This is a genomic window from Streptococcus sp. HMSC076C08 (assembly GCF_001810825.1).
In the GTDB taxonomy this organism is placed as follows: Bacteria; Bacillota; Bacilli; order Lactobacillales; family Streptococcaceae; genus Streptococcus.
The window spans coordinates 147963-165905 of sequence record NZ_KV802723.1; the positions used below are offsets into that span (position 1 = coordinate 147963).

The 17943-nt window shown below is 41.8% G+C and carries 12 protein-coding genes; 5 read left to right on the forward strand and 7 right to left on the reverse strand.

Going from position 1 to position 17943, the window contains the following annotated elements; all coding sequences use genetic code 11:
• Positions 1-10: 10 nt before the first annotated feature.
• The 4 genes from HMPREF2766_RS03865 to HMPREF2766_RS03880 form a co-directional block, all read right to left on the reverse strand.
• Entirely contained in the window at positions 11-982 is a 972-nt protein-coding gene (locus HMPREF2766_RS03865) for a siderophore ABC transporter substrate-binding protein (RefSeq protein ID WP_070567841.1), read from the reverse strand.
• A gap of 98 nt (positions 983-1080) precedes the next feature.
• Positions 1081-1833, reverse strand: a complete 753-nt coding sequence (locus tag HMPREF2766_RS03870; RefSeq protein WP_000764283.1) for an iron ABC transporter ATP-binding protein — start codon at positions 1831-1833, stop codon at positions 1081-1083.
• A complete protein-coding gene (locus tag HMPREF2766_RS03875) occupies positions 1830-2786 on the reverse strand; it encodes an iron chelate uptake ABC transporter family permease subunit (protein ID WP_070567842.1) in 957 nt (318 codons plus the stop codon). Before HMPREF2766_RS03875 ends, HMPREF2766_RS03870 begins: the two co-directional genes overlap by 4 nt.
• The gene (locus HMPREF2766_RS03880) at positions 2776-3735 is read right to left on the reverse strand and encodes an ABC transporter permease (RefSeq protein WP_070567844.1); all 960 of its coding nucleotides are present in this window, start codon (positions 3733-3735) and stop codon (positions 2776-2778) included. The genes HMPREF2766_RS03875 and HMPREF2766_RS03880 overlap by 11 nt, the downstream gene beginning before the upstream one ends.
• A 233-nt stretch (positions 3736-3968) precedes the next feature.
• Here HMPREF2766_RS03880 and pepA point away from each other — a divergent pair, with 233 nt between their 5' ends.
• Both pepA and HMPREF2766_RS03890 read left to right on the forward strand, forming a co-directional pair.
• On the forward strand, positions 3969-5033 hold the full coding sequence (gene pepA, locus HMPREF2766_RS03885; protein WP_070567846.1) for a glutamyl aminopeptidase: 1065 nt from the start codon (positions 3969-3971) through the stop codon (positions 5031-5033).
• Between the two features lie 20 nt (positions 5034-5053).
• Positions 5054-5350 carry a bacteriocin immunity family protein gene (locus HMPREF2766_RS03890; protein WP_070567848.1) on the forward strand — a complete coding sequence of 99 codons (297 nt, stop codon included), beginning with the start codon at positions 5054-5056 and terminating at the stop codon, positions 5348-5350.
• 95 nt (positions 5351-5445) lie between these two features.
• On the opposite strand, the gene HMPREF2766_RS03895 is transcribed toward HMPREF2766_RS03890, so the two are convergent.
• Positions 5446-7077 carry a Na/Pi cotransporter family protein gene (locus HMPREF2766_RS03895; RefSeq protein ID WP_070567850.1) on the reverse strand — a complete coding sequence of 544 codons (1632 nt, stop codon included), beginning with the start codon at positions 7075-7077 and terminating at the stop codon, positions 5446-5448.
• 332 nt (positions 7078-7409) lie between these two features.
• Here HMPREF2766_RS03895 and HMPREF2766_RS03900 point away from each other — a divergent pair, with 332 nt between their 5' ends.
• Positions 7410-12134 (forward strand): endo-beta-N-acetylglucosaminidase, encoded by a 4725-nt coding sequence (locus HMPREF2766_RS03900; RefSeq protein WP_070567852.1) that lies wholly within the window; start codon positions 7410-7412, stop codon positions 12132-12134.
• A 118-nt stretch (positions 12135-12252) separates the two neighbouring features.
• Here the strand turns inward: HMPREF2766_RS03900 and HMPREF2766_RS03905 are convergent, their stop codons facing one another.
• Both HMPREF2766_RS03905 and HMPREF2766_RS03910 read right to left on the reverse strand, forming a co-directional pair.
• The gene (locus tag HMPREF2766_RS03905; RefSeq protein ID WP_002879744.1) at positions 12253-12621 is read right to left on the reverse strand and encodes a hypothetical protein; all 369 of its coding nucleotides are present in this window, start codon (positions 12619-12621) and stop codon (positions 12253-12255) included.
• Between the two features lie 84 nt (positions 12622-12705).
• Positions 12706-13632, reverse strand: a complete 927-nt coding sequence (locus HMPREF2766_RS03910) for a helix-turn-helix transcriptional regulator (protein WP_000764442.1) — start codon at positions 13630-13632, stop codon at positions 12706-12708.
• A gap of 353 nt (positions 13633-13985) precedes the next feature.
• Between HMPREF2766_RS03910 and HMPREF2766_RS03915 the strand changes: the two genes are divergently transcribed.
• A complete protein-coding gene (locus tag HMPREF2766_RS03915) occupies positions 13986-15185 on the forward strand; it encodes a phosphoglycerate kinase (RefSeq protein WP_001096776.1) in 1200 nt (399 codons plus the stop codon).
• Positions 15186-15349: 164 nt separating this feature from the next.
• On the forward strand, positions 15350-17943 hold a 2594-nt coding region (locus HMPREF2766_RS03920; RefSeq protein ID WP_148131185.1), incomplete at its 3' end, for an antigen I/II family LPXTG-anchored adhesin.

Below are 17943 nucleotides of genomic sequence, written 5' to 3' on the forward strand. Positions count from 1 at the left end.
GTTTTCTTGTTTATTTCAAAGCTTTTTGAGCGTCTTCAATCATGAGTTTAGTTGATTCAAGTCCGCCTCCGCTTAGATACCAGAGGTCTGGTGTTAGTTGGATGATTTTACCATTTTTAGCAGCAGGAGTTTCAGCGATGAGGGCATTTTCTAGGACGCCATCGTTGCTTGAGTTGTCCCCACCAATGGCAAGGGTACGGTTGATGACAAAGAGGATGTCAGGATTGATTTCTTTGACACTTTCAAAGCTGACTTCTTGTCCGTGGCGAGAGTCTTCAAATTTGGTGTCAGTTGGCTTGAATTTTAAGGTTTGATACAAGAAAGAGAAACGAGATTGGGCACCAAAGGCAGCCATTTTTCCTTCATTGAGGAGGATAGCAAGGGCTTTTTTGTCAGAACTTTCGTTTTTAGTAGCGACTTCTTGGATGCTCTTATCTAGGTTAGCCAATTCTTGCTTGGCTTTCTGAGTGCCTGTTTCACCAAAGGCGCTTGCAAGGGATTCGATGTTGGTCTTGGTAGAAGTCCAGTAGTCGTCCTTACTTGCTTGGAAGAGAACGGTTGGAGCAATTTCTTTGAACTTGTCTACGAATTTTTGGGTACGTGGAGAAGCGATAATCAAATCCGGCTCAAGAGCAGCAATGGCTTCTAGGTCTGGCTCAACCATGGAACCCACATTGTTGACATTTCCTGTAAGATTTTTTAGGTAAGTCGGAACAGTTTTTGTAGGCATTCCGACGATATTCTTTTCAAAACCTAAAGCGCGAATAGTATCCGCAGCACCGAGGTCAAAGGTCACAATCTTTTCAGGAACCTTTGAAAGTTTGACCTCATCTAGTGAACTTTTAATGGTTATCTCTGTTGGAGCAGAGCTACTTGTCTCTGTCTGGCTATTGCTTGAATTTGTATTTGTACTACATGCACCAAGTAAGAGCAAGAAGCTGGCAGCTAGGGCAGTGAGATAAAGTTTAAGGGATGTTTTCATGATTTCTCCTTTTTAAAATATAGTAACGATTTAGGGAGTCTCTTATATAGGATTGTTAGCTAAGAGACAGAGGATTCTCTAACATGAGTTCAGAATAGTTAGCTATAGATACAGATCTTTTTGCCATTGATATCAGCCAGCGTGATGGGAATCTCATAAAGTTGACTGAGCAGGTCAGCCTGCATGATTTGAGCAGTCGTTCCCTTGCAAAAGACTTGACCGTCTTTAAAGGCAACAATTTCATCCGCATACTGGCTAGCCATGTTGATATCGTGGAGGACGATGATAATGGTTTTGCCAAGTTCCTCCACCAGTCGCCGAAGGATCTGCATCATGCTGACGCTTTGCTTGATATCGAGGTTGTTGAGCGGTTCGTCTAGCAAGATAAAGTCAGTATCCTGAGCTAGTACCATGGCGATAAAGACACGTTGCAACTGTCCACCAGACAGACTATCGATGTAGCGGTCTTTTAAGTTGGTCAGTTCCAGATAGTCCAGAGTTTCTCGGATTTTTTCCCAGTCCTCTGCCTTCAGTCGACCACGGCTGTAGGGAAAACGTCCAAAGCTGACCAGTTCTTCTACAGTCAATTTGGCTTGGTAATTGATCTTCTGCTTTAGGATGGTGAGCTCTTTGGCTAGTTCTTGCGAATTCCAGCTCTCGATTTCACGGCCTTTGATACTGAGAATTCCCTGATCTTTCTTGGTCAGTCTGCTCATAATGGAGAGGAGAGTTGATTTTCCAGCACCATTTGGACCAATGAAGGCTGTCAGTTTCTGAGGACTGACTTCAAGCGAAATGTCTTGCAAAATATCCTGTTTTTGAATGGATTTGTCAATGTTTTCCAGTTTCACCGACGCGCCCTCCTGTATAGTAAGATAAAGAATAAGAAGCCACCCACACTCTCAATGATCATGCTGATGCGAATTTCCAGCGCAAAGACTCGTTCGATGAGGGCTTGCCCCAAGGTTAAGCTAATAAATCCAATTAGAATGGCTACGATAAAGAGCAACTTGTGTCGATAATCTTTGACGATTAGGTAGGTAAGATTGGCCAGCATAAAGCCGAAGAAGGCCATAGGCCCTACCAAGGCAGTGGCTGTTGAGGTCAAGAGCACGATGCCCCAGAGGAGTTCTCTCTGTTCTTTTTCAACATCGAGTCCAAGTATCTGAGCCGTTTCTCTTTGCAGGTGCAAGACATCCAGAACGACTGCTTTTCGAAAGAAAAAGATTGTCAAGGCGAGGATGATCAGAGAACCGATGGCTAGGATGGAAGTGTTGAGATGTTGAAAGGAGGCAAAGAGACTGTTCTGCAGTTTATCGTATTCATTTGGATCCATCAGAACTTGTAGGAAGGTACTGATATTTCGAAAGAGACTTCCGAGCGCTAGGCAGATTAGCAGAATGAAGACCAGATCTTGCTTCATCAGCGTTTTCAAGTAGCCTTGTAAGGCGAGAAAAAAGAGGGATTGAAGCAGAAGCAAGACTAGAAATTCTAAGACAGGAGACTTTCCAAGCTGTAGAAATTTGCTTTCAAATATCAGTAGCAGGGTTTGTAACAAGACATAGAAGGATTCGATTCCCAAAATACTTGGTGTCAGAAAGCGATTTTCCGTCAGGGTTTGAAAACTAATGGTCGAAATCCCTGTCGCGATGGCTACCAAGAGATAAACGATGATTTTTTGGGAACGCAACTTCCAGGCAAAGGCAGACAGATGGGTGAAGGGCCAAAAGTAGAGGAGACAAGCTCCGATGGCCAGAATAATGAGAAGGCAAAAGAGCTTGGTATGTTTGCTTTTAAACGGCATCTTTTTGTCCCCCTCTCCAGAGAAGTAGGATAAAGACGAGGCTACCGATGATTCCTAGTAGGAGACTGACAGACAGCTCATAGGGCCGAATCAAGACTCGAGAGAGGATGTCGCAGGCCAGAACCATATTGGCTCCGACCAGAGCGACCATGAGTTTAGTTTGGCTCAGATTATCTCCATAGCGCTTGCGGACAAGATTGGGAACGATGACCCCGAGAAATGGCAAGGCACCCACGGTAATCATGGTGACACTTGTCGTTAGCGCCACTAGAAATAGGGCCAGCTTTTCAAGTAGGGAGTAAGAAATCCCCAAACTCTCACTGGTTTCCTTACCCAGATTCATGATGGTAAAGGTTTGGGATAATTTCCAAACGGCTATCAGGATAATGAGGCCTAAGAAGAGCCACTCATACTGATGGGTCTGAATCATGGAGAAGGAGCCCTGGGTCCAGGCCGTCATACTCTGAACCAGATTGAAACGATAGGCGATAACTTCTGTGACAGAACCGATAATCCCACTATAGATGATCCCGATCAAGGGCAACATCCACCTTTCCTTTATAGAAAAAATAGTCATAAAGGCCAGGAAGAAGAGGGTAAATAAAATGGATGAGCCAAAAGCAAAGAGCATCTTTTGGGTCAGACTCGCAGACGGAAAGACAAAGAGGCTTAACACCATTCCCAGTTTGGCAGCTTCTGTCGTTCCGACTGTACTCGGAGCAGCAAACTGATTTTGGGTAATGGTCTGCATGAGGAGTCCTGCCATGCTCATACTAGAGGCTGCAAGGAGAATACTGATGGTTCTTGGAAGACGCGACTCTTGAAAGAGAAGCCAGGTCTGTTGGTCAAAAGCAAAGAATTTTTCCCAAGAAAAATCACTGGTTCCAATGGTAATGGAGAGAAAGACCAGGAGTAGAAGTAAGCCTGTTAAAATATGAGAAAGTTTCATGCCCCGTCCTTTCATGTAGATTTGGTATAAAAATACCCTTGGAGATAATGTAACACGATTTCTTTAATCTGTCAATAAATTTTCTGACAATTTAATGTAAAAAGAAAGAAAAATTTCTGAAATTACATCTGCCCCTCTCTTTTACAGGATAAACTAGTAAAAACTAATCCAATTTCCTACTATCCTTCTCCTATAAAAAGTGGTAAAATGGAGGACAGAAAGAAGGAACTGATATGACAACATTATTTTCAAAAATCAAAGAAGTAACAGAGCTTGCTGCGATCTCAGGTCATGAAGCACCTGTCCGGACTTATCTTCGTGAGAAGTTGACACCGCACGTGGATGAAGTAGTGACAGATGGCTTGGGTGGTATTTTCGGAATTAAACATTCAGAAGCTGCGGAAGCACCACGCGTCTTGGTCGCTTCTCACATGGACGAAGTTGGTTTTATGGTCAGCGAGATTAAGCCAGATGGTACCTTCCGTGTGGTTGAAATCGGTGGTTGGAATCCCATGGTGGTTAGTAGCCAACGCTTTAAACTCTTTACTCGTGACGGTCGTGAAATTCCTGTGATTTCAGGCTCTGTTCCGCCACATTTGACACGTGGAACAGGTGGACCAAGCATGCCAGCTGTTTCAGATATTATCTTTGATGGTGGTTTCGCGGATAAGGCTGAAGCAGAAAGCTTTGGAGTCCGTCCTGGTGATACCATCGTACCAGATAGCTTAGCGATCTTGACAGCCAATGGAAAAAATATCATCTCAAAAGCTTGGGACAATCGCTACGGTGTCCTCATGGTAAGCGAGCTAGCTGAAGCTTTATCAGGTCAAAAACTGAGAAATGAACTCTACCTTGGTGCCAATGTCCAAGAAGAGGTTGGTCTTCGTGGCGCTCATACTTCTACAACTAAGTTTGACCCAGAAGTCTTCCTAGCAGTTGACTGTTCACCTGCTGGTGATGTCTACGGTGGCCAAGGTAAGATTGGGGATGGAACCTTGATTCGTTTCTATGATCCAGGTCACTTGCTCCTCCCAGGTATGAAGGATTTCCTTTTGACAACGGCTGAAGAAGCGGGCATCAAGTACCAATATTACTGTGGAAAAGGCGGAACGGACGCTGGAGCAGCTCATCTGAAAAATGGTGGTGTCCCATCTACAACTATCGGTGTCTGTGCTCGTTATATCCACTCTCACCAAACTCTCTACGCGATGGATGACTTCTTAGAAGCCCAAGCCTTCTTGCAAGCCTTGGTGAAAAAATTGGATCGTTCAACGATTGATTTGATTAAAAATTATTAAGCATAAGGGAGGTGATCAGGATGGCAGAACCAAACCTAGAAAGCCTTATAAGAGATCTCTACAACCATGCCCGTCAGGGCTTGAGTGAAGATTTAGTTGCTGCTCTCCTAGAGACTGCTAAAAAACTACCTACTACAAATGAGCAATTACTAGCAGTCCGACTCTCAGGACTGGTCACCCGTGAATTGCTCATCAATCCCAAACACCCAGCACCTGAATTGATCAACTTGGCACGCTTTATCAAAAAAGAAGAAGCCAAGTATAGGGGCACTGCAGTTTCTGCTATCATGTTTGGAGAACTCTTTAAAAAGCTTTGATTCCATTGTGAATCAAAGCTTTTTTTATATGTCAGAAAAAACATTTTTGATGAGGAGATGAAAAAGCCATCCCATTCAGGATAGCTTTTTGGTACTTATATTTGTTCAGCAATGACCTTTTCGGCTAGGTTCATAGCATGGTCAGACACACGAGTGTAGTGGGAAATGATGTCGATGAAGTTGACTCCAGCTTGTGTAGAACACTCACCCTTGTTAAGGCGTTTGATATGGGTCTTTCTGAGAACACGTTCCATATTGTTGATTTCTTTATGGCGTTCAATCAGACTCTGAGCTTTTTCAATATCATTGTTTTCCACACTATCAAGGGCATCCTTGATAAAGTCAGTAGTTTTTTGATAGATATCCGCCAATTCCTGCAAAGCAGCTTCAGAGAACTGAACATTCTTACGTTGGAGGTAGTCTGTTAGGTTGAGCAAGCCTTCTGCGTGGTCCCCAATCCGTTCCAAATCACGAGATGAATCAAGGATGTTAGTCAAGACTTCACTTTCCTTTTGACTCAAGGATTCGCTTGAGAGTCTGATGAGGTAACGAGTGAGTTTTTCATCGATGGTATTGATGGCTTCCTCTGTCTTGTGTCCTTTTTCAGCTACCTTTTCATCCAAACCGATGATATAGGTATAAGAAAGGTCAAAAGCTTTGGCTGCATAGTTCCCCAAGTGCAAGAGTTCTTTTTTGGCATTTCCTAGAGCTATAGAAGGAGATTGCTGGATAAGTTGCTCGTCGAGATAAAGGGGCTCGTACTTGACAACCTCGTCTTCACCAGGGATGAGCTTGGTTACAAAGTAGGCCAAGGCTCCGATGAATGGAAATTGTACAATGGTGTTACTTACGTTAAAGGCACCGTGCGAGAAGGCGATGGTCATCTCAGGTGAGAGGTGAAGGAGTGCCTGGAAGTACTCGATCATAGCAGTAAAGGGGCCTAATAAGATTAAGCAAAGAATAGTCCCTAAAACGTTAAAGGTAACGTGGGTTGCCGCAACGCGCTTTGCAGAGACATTGGCTCCAGCTGCCGCAATGATAACTGTTAGGGTTGTCCCGATATTATCTCCGAAAAGAACTGGTAGTGAACCTTTAAGGTCAAGGAACCCACCTGCATAGAGACCTTGCAAAATCCCGATAGTTGCAGAAGATGCCTGGATGAGGACGGTAATCACTGCACCAGCTACCACTCCTAAAATAGGATTTTGTCCCAAGGTTACCATATATTCCTTGAATTGTGGTAAATCTTTAAGTGGACTCATCCCGGCACTGATGAGGTTGAGAGCGTAGAAGATTCCCCCTACACCAAACAGGATGCGCCCGATATTGTTTGCTGTTCTGTTTTTTGTGAAGAAGAGGAACATGGTTCCAAGGAAAATCAAGGGTAAAGCATACTCGCCTAGTTTGAAACCGATGATAAAGGAAGTAACAGTGGTTCCGATGTTGGCTCCCATGATAATTCCGATAGCCTGTCTAAGAGTGAGAAGACTAGCGCTGACCAGTCCGACCGTGATAACTGTAACCCCCGTACTTGACTGAATCAGGGCAGTCACGACGATTCCGACTAGAACGCCTAAAAAGGGATTGCTAGTGTACTTGTCAATGTAAAAACGAAGGCGATCTCCAGCAGCTTGTTGCAAACCGTCTCCCATGGTCTTGATACTGTATAAAAATAGTCCTAGACCTCCTAAAAAGTGAAATAAAATTTCCTGCCAATTAATGGACATTTCTTTTTCCTCCGAAAAATAATAACGGAATTTCTCCTATTCTATTTTAAAGGATAAAAGTAAATCTCACAAGTGTTTAGCTGAAATTTTCATAAGAAACAAGAACTTTCTTTCAAAATGAGAGATAGATTCCCTTTAAGATAGATGATTTATAGGATTGTGTCCAAATTTTACTGATTATTATCCTAGTTATAGTTTTTATGTTAAATAGATTGACATCGCTTTCATATAGGATAAAATGAAGATGATTCTGTTCTGGTAGTGTGCACTGAGAACAGTTACTTTTTATCAAAAAGTAAAGCGCTTACTTTATATTTTATTAGGAGGATAAGATGAAAAATCTATTTTTTGAAAAACGTTGCCGTTACAGTATTCGTAAGCTGTCAATCGGGGCTTGTTCCTTGATGATTGGTTCAGCTCTATTTGTGAGTCCAGCTCTTGCCGAACAAGTCGCAGTCCCTGAAACAGCTGCAAATACGAGCGCTAAAGCGACAAGTACTAGTGAGACAACTAATCCAGATACTGCAGCTCTCGAAAAACAATTAGAGGAAACTGAAAACAAAGTAGCTGAGCAACCAATTTCAGAAAACACTCCAGCAATAACGGATCTGGTTAATGAAAAAGAAGAAGCGAAGCCAGCTCTGACAGATAAAACTGAAAAACCTGCTCAACCAACTGAAAAAGAAGAAGTCAAACCAGCGGAAGCTCCTCAAGTGACTGAGAAGAAAGCCGACAAACCGACTCTAGCAGACGTTCCTAAAAATGAAGAAAAGAGTCTCCGACCAAAAGAAATCAAATTTGATACTTGGGAGGATTTGTTGAAATGGGAACCGGGTGCGCGTGAGGATGATCCCATTAACCGTTCATCAGTTGAACTCGCCAAGCGCCATAGAGGCCAGTTGGTTAATGAAAAAGCAAGCAGAAGAGCCAAGGTTCAAGCTCTAGCAAATACCAACTCAAAAGCTAAAGACCACGCTTCTGTCGGTGGTGAGGAATTCAAGGCCTACGCTTTTGATTACTGGCAATACTTGGATTCAATGGTCTTCTGGGAAGGTCTAGTTCCAACTCCAGATGTCATTGATGCCGGTCACCGCAACGGAGTTCCCGTTTATGGAACACTCTTTTTCAACTGGTCAAATAGCATTGCCGACCAAGAGAAATTTGCAGCTGCCTTGAAACAAGATGCAGATGGCACCTTCCCTATCGCACGGAAACTTGTCGATCTTGCTAAGTACTATGGATTTGATGGCTATTTCATCAATCAGGAAACAACGGGGGAATTGGTAGCACCTCTTGGTGAAAAAATGCGCCAATTCATGCTCTATACAAAAGAATATGCAGCTAAGGTCAACCACCCAATCAAGTATGCTTGGTACGATGCCATGACCTACAAATATGGTCGTTACCACGAAGATGGTCTAGGTGATTACAACTACCAGTTCATGCAAAAAGAAGGAGACAAAGTCCCTGCAGATCAATTTTTTGCCAATTTCAACTGGAACAAGGAAAAGAATGACCACTCCGTAGAGATGGCCAAATGGCTAGAGCGTAGTCAATATGATGTCTTTGCAGGCTTGGAATTGCAACAAGGTGGTTCTTATAAGACCAAAGTCAAATGGGATGCCCTCTTAGATGAAAAAGGCAAGTTGCGTTTGTCGTTAGGACTTTTTGCACCAGATACGATTACCAGTCTAGGAAAAACAGGCGAAGACTACCACAAGAACGAAGACATCTTCTTTACAGGTTACCAAGGAGATCCAACGGCTCAAAAACCAGCAGATAAAGAGTGGTATGGAATTGCCAATTTAGTTGCTGACCGTACACCAGCAGTAGGACGTACCTTCACCACCTCTTTTAATACAGGTCATGGTAGAAAATGGTTTGTTGACGGTAAAGTTTCTAAGGATTCTGAGTGGAACTACCGTTCTGTTTCTGGTGTCTTGCCAACATGGCGCTGGTGGCAGACTTCAACGGGGGAAAAACTTCGTGCAGAATATGACTTTACAGATGCCTATAATGGAGGTAACTCCCTTAAATTCTCAGGTGATGTAGCTGGTAAGACGGACCAGGATGTGAATTTGTATTCTACCAAACTAGAAGTAACTGAAAACACCAAACTTCGGGTTGCCCACAAGGGAGGAAAAGGCTCTAAAGTTTATATGGCCTTCTCTACGACTCCAGACTACAAATTTGAGGATGCAGCTGCATGGAAAGAACTGACTCTCTCTGATGACTGGAAGAATGAAGAATTTGACCTTAGCTCACTAGCTGGAAAAACCATCTATGCAGTCAAACTCTTCTTCGAGCATGAAGGTTCTGTAAAAGATTACCAGTTCAACCTAGGACAATTAACTATCTCGGACAATCACCAAGCGCCACAAGCACCTACAGGTCTCTCAGTAGTGAAACAATCTCTTAAGAATGCTCAAGAAGCTGAAGCAGTTGTTCAATTTACGGGTAACCAAGATGCAGATTTCTATGAAGTCTATGAAAAAGACGGTGACAACTGGCGTTTGTTGACGGGTTCATCTGCTTCAACCATCTACTTGCCAAAAGTTAGCCGTTCTGCTAATGCGACTGGTACGACTCAGGAATTGAAAGTCGTTGCAGTTGGTAAAAATGGACTCCGTTCTGAGGCTGCAACTGCGTCATTCAACTGGGGCATGACTGTTCAGGATACAACTCTCCCAAGACCTTTGGCTGAAAATATTGTTCCAGGGGCAACGGTTATTGGTAGCACTTTCCCGAATACTGAAGGCGGGGAAGGCATCGAAGGCATGTTGAATGGTACGATTACAAGTCTGTCAGACAAGTGGTCTTCAGCTCAGTTGAGCGGTAGTGTGGATATTCGTTTGACCAAGTCACGTACCGTTGTTAGATGGGTCATGGATCATGCGGGAGCTGGTGGTGAGTCTGTCAACGATGGTTTGATGAACACCAAGGACTTTGATCTTTACTACAAGGATACAGATGGTGAGTGGAAACTAGCTAAGGAAGTCCGTGGCAACAAAGCACACGTGACAGATATCACTCTTGACAAACCAATCACTGCCCAAGACTGGCGCCTAAAAGTTATCACTTCAGATAATGGGACACCTTGGAAGGCCATTCGTATCTACAACTGGAAGATGTACGAAACCTTGGACACAGAAAGTCAAAATATTCCAATGGCTAAGGTAGCTGCCCGTTCACTTGGAAACCACCAAGTTCAACTTGGTTTCTCTGATGTTCCAGCGGGTGCAACTATCACCGTTTACGACAAGGCAGATTCACAAACACCAATTGCAACCTTGAAGTCTGAAACTGGTGGCGACCTGGCAACAGCACCATTGGGCTTTGACAAGCAACCAACTCTCCTCTACTATCGTACCCAACTACCTGGCAAAGAAATCAGTAACACCTTGGCTGTAGCGATTCCGCAGGATGAGAGAAAAATTGCTGCAGTTAGCCTTGAAAAAGGACCTAAGAAGATAGTTTACAAAGAGGGAGAAAAACTTGACCTCAGAGGCGGAACCCTCCGTGTTCAGTACGAAGGGGGACAAGCCGATGAGCTGATTAACCTTACTCACTCAGGTGTGACTGTTTCTGGATACGACGCTCATCAAAAAGGGGAACAAAAGCTCACAGTCAGCTACCTTGGACTTTCGGTTACTGGTGACTTAAAAGTACAAGTGACTGGTCAAGATGAAGGGAAGCCGAAAGAAGTAGCAGGCTTGTACATTACTCAGAAACCGAAAACAGACTATCTAGTAGGAGATCAACTGGATCTTGCAGAAGGTCGCTTCGGCGTTCTCTATGATGATGAGACAGAAGAAAGCCATGCCTTTACAGATCAAGGTGTTGAAATTACAGGCTACGATGCTCAAAAGACTGGACGACAAACCTTGACCTTGCATTACAAGGGACACACAGCTGAGTTCGATGTCTTGGTTTCTCCAAAAGCAGCTGTCAACGACGAGTACCTCAAACAAGAAATTACTGCTGCCCAAGGCCGTCAGTCAACCCTTGCCTACACCTTCTCAAGCGAGGACAAACAAGCAGCACTAGTAGAGAAGCTCAATGTAGCGAAAGCTGTAGCAGAAAACCATGATGCCAGTCAAGAAGAAGTCAATAAAGCCTTGAATGAATTGAAACAAGCTGGAGCGGACTTGGATGGAAATCAACGTTATCAGACAGCTAGAGAAGAATTGGAAGGTTTGCTCGAATCTGTCCGTGAAAAAGATCCTAAAGCTGAGTTGATTGAACAAGCAGAAACTTTATTAGCTTCAGAGATGCCAACTCCACAAGCTTTTTCAGAAATGAAAGAAAAGCTGAATAAGAAACTAGCTCCTGCAGAAGAAAGCCATCATGTTGGTAGCATGGATCCAAATGAAGTGGCCCCGACGGTTGAGGCCCTCCCTGAACTAGTTATTGAAACTGAAACAACAGCCTATGAACGTCAGGAGCGACCAAACTCCGAATTTCTCAAAGGACAACGCCGTGTTGTGCAAGCTGGAGTTGAAGGTCAAGTTCGCCACTTTGTAGCAGTAGATACCCAAGGTAGACGCACTCTTCGTTCGACTGAGGTAGTCAAGGAAGCAATCCCAGAAATCACCGAAGTTGGAACAAAAGTTCTATCAAGCAACCAACCAGCTGAAGGTGTGAAAGATTTAGTTCTAGAAACTCCGAAACTGGAAGTTGAAGAGGGAACAGTTTCCTTCGAACGTCAAGAACGACCAAATGCAGCCCTTCTCAAAGGCAAACGCCAGCTAGTTCAAGCAGGCGTTGAAGGCCAAGTTCGTCGCTTTGTAGAAGTTGATGCTCAGGGCAAACGCACCCTTCATTCTACTGAGGTTCTCAAGGAAGCTCTTCCAGAAATTGTCGAAGTAGGAACGAAAGAAGAGCAAGTCTCACAAACAAGGGATCAAGCGCTCTCAGCAACGCCAGCAAAAATTGAAGAAGTAAGTAAAGAGCTTCCAAATACGGGAGCGACAAGAGATGCTAGTCTAGTAGCGCTGGGACTCCTCGGACTAATGAGTGGCTACGGCTTGCTTGCTGGAAAGAAGAGAGAAGACTAATCAGATTTACGAATCTTGGATTTTCTCATAAAAATAAAAAAACAAGGTTTGACTGTAGATTAGTTAGACCTTGTTTTTAGTTTTGAAATTGAAGAGTAAATTTGAAGCTAGATTTTTGTTATTCAATTCCTTGGATAAATTTTTGGAAACGATAGGTGTCGAAATAAATATTGGATGCAACTAATTTATCAAATTCATCGAATTTCAGAAATTCTGCGACATCCAGTTCAAGTTCTTTTCCTTGAGGAGAATGTAGACGGTAGCGATTTAAAGCTGAGACTGCTCGACCATCAACAAGTAATTGCTTCACTTCAAGATGCTGGCTTAAAGCATAGAATTGGCCTGCGCCTTGCAAATAAACATCACGTCCTTGTCGAATTTCTATACTATCGCACATGCCATAATCAAAGTTTTCAGCTACGAAATCTTCCCAGCCTCCCTCATTTACTGCCGTAAAATAGCTTTCTGCAAGTGTTTTTGTATCCATTTGGAACCTCCTGTAAAATAATTGGGCTATGATGAATATCACGAAATATTTTGCCCACTTAAGAGTATACAAAAGGAAATATGACTACAGGTTGTCATATTGCTGAAGATTTTTTTTGAGAGTACTGACCAGTAGATTTTGTAAGTGACTTGGGGATACGACCTTTACTTGATAACCAAAACTTAATAGTAAATCAAAAAATGAAGGAGTTAAAGCTCTAAATGCCTGAACTTTTATTATTTCGTCCTCGACTCTGATTTCTTCTTCCGTGAAGTGATCGTAGATTTTTGGAAGTGCAAATCTTGTAAAAACTAGTTCGATTTCTTCTCTTTGCCCCTCCACTTTATGTTTTGGGGGATTTAAAAAAAGCTCTAACATTTCTTGAGATAAACGTGGATAATCGAATGATTTATCTTTTATCTCCACTGGTTCTAGTTCTCGAATTCGAGTTAATTTAAAAATACGAAAATCTAATTTTTCTAAGCAGTAACCGATAACATACCAAGCATTCAGTTTATAGATCAATCTGTATGGGATAATTGTTCGCTGACTTTTCTCTTGTTTTTTCGAATAGTAAGAAAAAGAAATCATCTGTTTAGATTGTATCGCTTCCTCAATGTCTAGTAAATAATTTGTATTAAGAGTCCAGGAACTGAGATCAAAGTAAAAAGGACTGTTTGCTCTTGTAATTTCTTGAGAAGACAGCTTGTGTTCGATACTGTCAAGACTTGAATGGCCAACGATTTTACTAACATTTTGGCTCATATTAATGATAAACTGTCTCTCCTCCTCAGTGAAAAAGTTTCTGTCTATCTTATAGTCGCTCGGTATATAGAAACCTCCCTTATCTCCACGTTCCGAATAGATTGGGATCCCCGCTAAACTGAGTGTATCCATGTCCCTATATACAGTTCGAGTAGATATTTCAAATCTCTCTGCAATCTCTTTAGCTGTTATTCTCTTCTTATTTAAAAGAGACAGTAAAATATAGATTAGTCTTTCTAATTTCATGGTAGCAATTCCCCTTCTTTTAATCTCAAATAGCACAAACTAAAGAAACTATTTTAGTTATATTGTATAATAAGAAACCTAGCAATTCAAAAAGAAGGACTGTAGAGTTTAGAATATTAAGGATTAAAATGTTAGAAAAAGAATGGTATAGAAGTAATTAGGTAGATCAATCAAGAAATTTACCTAAATTATTCCAACCGAATTATGTGAAAATTGCCATTTCCCGTACGGTAATCCTAGATTTTTAGGTTAGTAGATAGAAGAATGAACAAGAAAAGTTTAGGGTTTTTCTATCTCTTTTGCTGATTTTGTGATATAATTAACACGTATAAAAAAAGAAGGAGTCATATCTAATGGCAAAATTGACTGTTAAAGACGTTGACTTGAAAGGGAAAAAAGTTCTCGTTCGTGTTGACTTCAACGTACCTGTTAAAGATGGCGTGATTACCAATGACAACCGTATCACTGCAGCTCTTCCAACTATCAAGTACATCCTTGAACAAGGTGGACGTGCAATCCTCTTCTCTCACCTTGGACGTGTAAAAGAAGAAGCAGACAAAGAAGGTAAATCACTTGCTCCTGTAGCTGCTGACTTGGCTACTAAATTGGGACAAGAAGTTAAATTTATCCCAGGTGTTACACGTGGTGCTGAATTGGAAGCCGCTGTTAACGCTCTTGAAGATGGACAAGTTCTCTTGGTTGAAAACACTCGTTTCGAAGATGTTGACGGCAAGAAAGAATCTAAAAATGACCCTGAGCTTGGTAAATACTGGGCATCACTTGGAGACGGTATCTTCGTAAACGATGCATTTGGTACAGCTCACCGTGCACACGCATCTAACGTTGGTATCTCAGCAAACGTTGAAAAAGCAGTTGCTGGATTCCTTCTTGAAAACGAGATTGCTTACATCCAAGAAGCAGTTGAAGCTCCAGAACGTCCATTCGTAGCGATTCTTGGTGGTTCAAAAGTTTCAGACAAGATTGGTGTTATCGAAAACTTGCTTGAAAAAGCTGATAAAGTGCTTATCGGTGGTGGGATGACTTACACATTCTACAAAGCTCAAGGTATCGAAATCGGTAACTCACTTGTAGAAGAAGACAAATTGGATGTTGCGAAAGCTCTTCTTGAAAAAGCAAACGGCAAATTGATCTTGCCAGTTGACTCAAAAGAAGCAAACGCATTTGCTGACTACACTGAAGTGAAAGACACTGAAGGTGAAGCAGTAGACCCAGGTTTCCTTGGTTTGGATATCGGTCCAAAATCTATCGCTAAATTTGACGAAGCTTTGACTGGTGCCAAAACAGTTGTATGGAACGGACCTATGGGTGTATTTGAAAACCCTGACTTCCAAGCTGGTACAATCGGTGTCATGGACGCTATCGTGAAACAACCTGGTGTTAAATCAATCATCGGTGGTGGTGACTCAGCTGCTGCAGCCATCAACCTTGGCCGTGCAGACAAGTTCTCATGGATCTCTACTGGTGGTGGAGCATCAATGGAACTCCTTGAAGGTAAAGTATTGCCAGGACTTGCAGCTTTGACTGAAAAATAAATAGTTTAACTAAAGGAAGATGGTGTGACCATCTTCTTTTTAATTTAATTTATAAATAGGTGGAATTTTTCTATAAATAAAAAAAGAGTAAATATTTGCATCCTGCCTTGTAAAGTGCTAGTATAAAAAGTAACGACTAAATTTAGATAAGGAAAAGGATTATAATGAAAAATAAAAAAGAAGTCTATGGATTTCGTAAAAGCAAAGTTGCGAAAACGTTGTGTGGTGCTGTTTTAGGAACTGCTTTGATTGCTTTTGCAGACAAAGCAGTATTTGCTGATGAAGTTACAGAGACAACTAGTACAAGTACAGTTGAGGTAGCTACTACAGGGAACCCAGCCACAAATCTACCTGAAGCTCAGGGTGAAATGAGCCAAGTTGCCAAAGCAAGCCAAGCTAAGGCTGGTTCTAAAGACTCAGCTTTGCCAGTAGAAGTATCATCAGCTGATTTGGATAAAGCAGTTGCTGATGCAAAATCTGCAGGAGTTAAGGTAGTTCAAGATGAAACAAAAGACAAAGGAACAGCCACAACTGCTACAGAGAATGCTCAAAAACAAGATGAGATTAAAAGCGACTATGCTAAACAGGCTGAAGAAGTAAAGACAACAACTGAAGCATATAAAAAAGAAGTCGCAGCTCATCAGGCTGAAACAGATAAAATCAATGCTGAAAACAAAGCAGCGGATGACAAGTACCAAAAAGATCTAAAAAGTCATCAAGAAGAAGTTGAAAAAATCAACACTGCTAATGCAACAGCTAAAGCAGAATATGAGGCTAAGCTAGCACAATATCAAAAAGATTTAGCAACTGTCAAAAAAGCAAATGAAGATAGTCAACAGGATTATCAAAATAAACTTTCAGCTTACCAGACAGAATTAGCTCGAGTACAAAAAGCTAATGCTGAAGCTAAAGAGGCTTATGATAAAGCAGTAAAAGAAAATACAGCTAAAAACGAAGCGCTTAAAGCTGAAAATGAAGCGATTAAACAGCGTAATGAAACTGCAAAAGCGAATTATGAAGCAGCGATGAAGCAGTATGAAGCAGACCTTGCAGCTATTAAGAAAGCTAAAGAGGATAATGATGCTGATTATCAAGCTAAATTAGCAGCTTACCAGACAGAATTAGCTCGAGTACAAAAGGCTAATGCTGAAGCTAAAGAAGCTTATGATAAAGCAGTGAAAGAAAACACAGCTAAAAACAATGCTATCCAAGCTGAAAATGAAGCTATTAAACAACGAAATGAAACAGCCAAGGCAACTTATGAGGCTAAAATAGCACAATACGAAAAAGACTTGGCAGCAGTCAAACAAGCGAATGCAGCTAACGAAACAGACTACCAAGCTAAGCTAGCCGAATACCAGACGGAATTAGCTCGCGTTCAAAAAGCAAATGCTGATGCAAAAGCAACTTACGAGAAGGCAGTTGAAGACAACAAGGCAAAAAATGCAGCGCTTCAAGCTGAAAACGAAGAAATCAAGCAACGCAATGCTACGGCTAAGACTGATTATGAAGCTAAAGTTGCGAAATATGAAGCAGACCTTGCCAAATATAAGAAAGAGTTGGCTGAGTATCCGGCTAAGTTGCAGGCTTATAAAGATGAGCAGGCCAAAATTAAGGCTGCATTGGTTGAACTTGAAAATAATAAAGATCAAGATGGTTACTTGTCTAAGCCATCTGCTCAGAGCTTGGTTTACGATTTAGAACCGAATGCTCAACTGGATCTCAAAACTGAAGGAAAACTTCTCACTGCAGCAGCAGTTGATGAAGCTTTTAAGAAAGACACAGTCCAATATGGCAAGAAAAATCTTCAGTTAGACAATCTAAATGTCAAGAACATGGAAAACGGTGCTACCGCTTCTTCGGTGGAATTGTATGGTAATATTGGAGACAAATCTGACTGGACCACCAATGTAGGGAATAAAACAGAAGTTAAATGGGGCTCTGTTCTTCTAGAACGTGGGCAAAGCGTAACAGCGACTTATACCAACCTTCAAAATTCATACTACAATGGTAAAAAGATTTCCAAGATTGTTTACAAATATACTGTAGATCCTTCTTCTCAATTTAAAAATCCTAGTGGAAAAGTTTGGTTGGGAATCTTTAGTGACCCAACTTTGGGTGTCTTTGCTTCTGCTTACACTGGTGATGTTGAAAAAGGGACTTCAATTTTCATTAAAAATGAATTTACCTTCTATGATGAAAATGACCAACCAATTAATTTTGACAATGCCCTTCTTTCTGTAGCATCTCTAAATAGAGAAAATAATTCTATTGAGATGGCCAAGGATTACACTGGTAACTTTATTAAAATTTCCGGTTCATCTGTTGGAGAAAAAGACGGAAAGATTTATGCCACAGAAACCTTGAACTTTAAAAAAGACCAAGGTGGATCTCGTTGGACTATGTATCCAAATGGTCAACCTGGTTCAGGTTGGGATTCATCAGATGCACCAAACTCTTGGTACGGTGCTGGAGCTATTAGTATGTCTGGCCCTACGAATCATGTTACTGTTGGTGCTATTTCTGCGACCCTAGTAGTTCCTTCTGATCCAGTTATGGCGGTTGATACAGGTAAAAGACCAAACATCTGGTACTCACTCAATGGTAAGATTCGTGCCGTCAACGTTCCGAAAATTACTAAGGAAAAACCAACTCCGCCAGTAGAACCAACTGCACCACAAGCTCCAACTTATGAAGTAGAGAAACCACTGGAACCAGCTCCAGTAGTACCAAACTACGAAAATGAGCCAACTCCACC

Bases quoted from the DNA above. Each gene is read 5' to 3' on its own strand.
- HMPREF2766_RS03875 (WP_070567842.1), bottom strand. From the start codon at position 2,786: ATGCCGTTTAAAAGCAAACATACCAAGCTCTTTTGCCTTCTCATTATT.
- HMPREF2766_RS03915 (WP_001096776.1), top strand. From the start codon at position 13,986: ATGGCAAAATTGACTGTTAAAGACGTTGACTTGAAAGGGAAAAAAGTT.
- HMPREF2766_RS03905 (WP_002879744.1), bottom strand. From the start codon at position 12,621: ATGGATACAAAAACACTTGCAGAAAGCTATTTTACGGCAGTAAATGAG.
- HMPREF2766_RS03895 (WP_070567850.1), bottom strand. From the start codon at position 7,077: ATGTCCATTAATTGGCAGGAAATTTTATTTCACTTTTTAGGAGGTCTA.
- HMPREF2766_RS03880 (WP_070567844.1), bottom strand. From the start codon at position 3,735: ATGAAACTTTCTCATATTTTAACAGGCTTACTTCTACTCCTGGTCTTT.
- HMPREF2766_RS03865 (WP_070567841.1), bottom strand. From the start codon at position 982: ATGAAAACATCCCTTAAACTTTATCTCACTGCCCTAGCTGCCAGCTTC.
- pepA (WP_070567846.1), top strand. From the start codon at position 3,969: ATGACAACATTATTTTCAAAAATCAAAGAAGTAACAGAGCTTGCTGCG.
- HMPREF2766_RS03900 (WP_070567852.1), top strand. From the start codon at position 7,410: ATGAAAAATCTATTTTTTGAAAAACGTTGCCGTTACAGTATTCGTAAG.
- HMPREF2766_RS03890 (WP_070567848.1), top strand. From the start codon at position 5,054: ATGGCAGAACCAAACCTAGAAAGCCTTATAAGAGATCTCTACAACCAT.
- HMPREF2766_RS03910 (WP_000764442.1), bottom strand. From the start codon at position 13,632: ATGAAATTAGAAAGACTAATCTATATTTTACTGTCTCTTTTAAATAAG.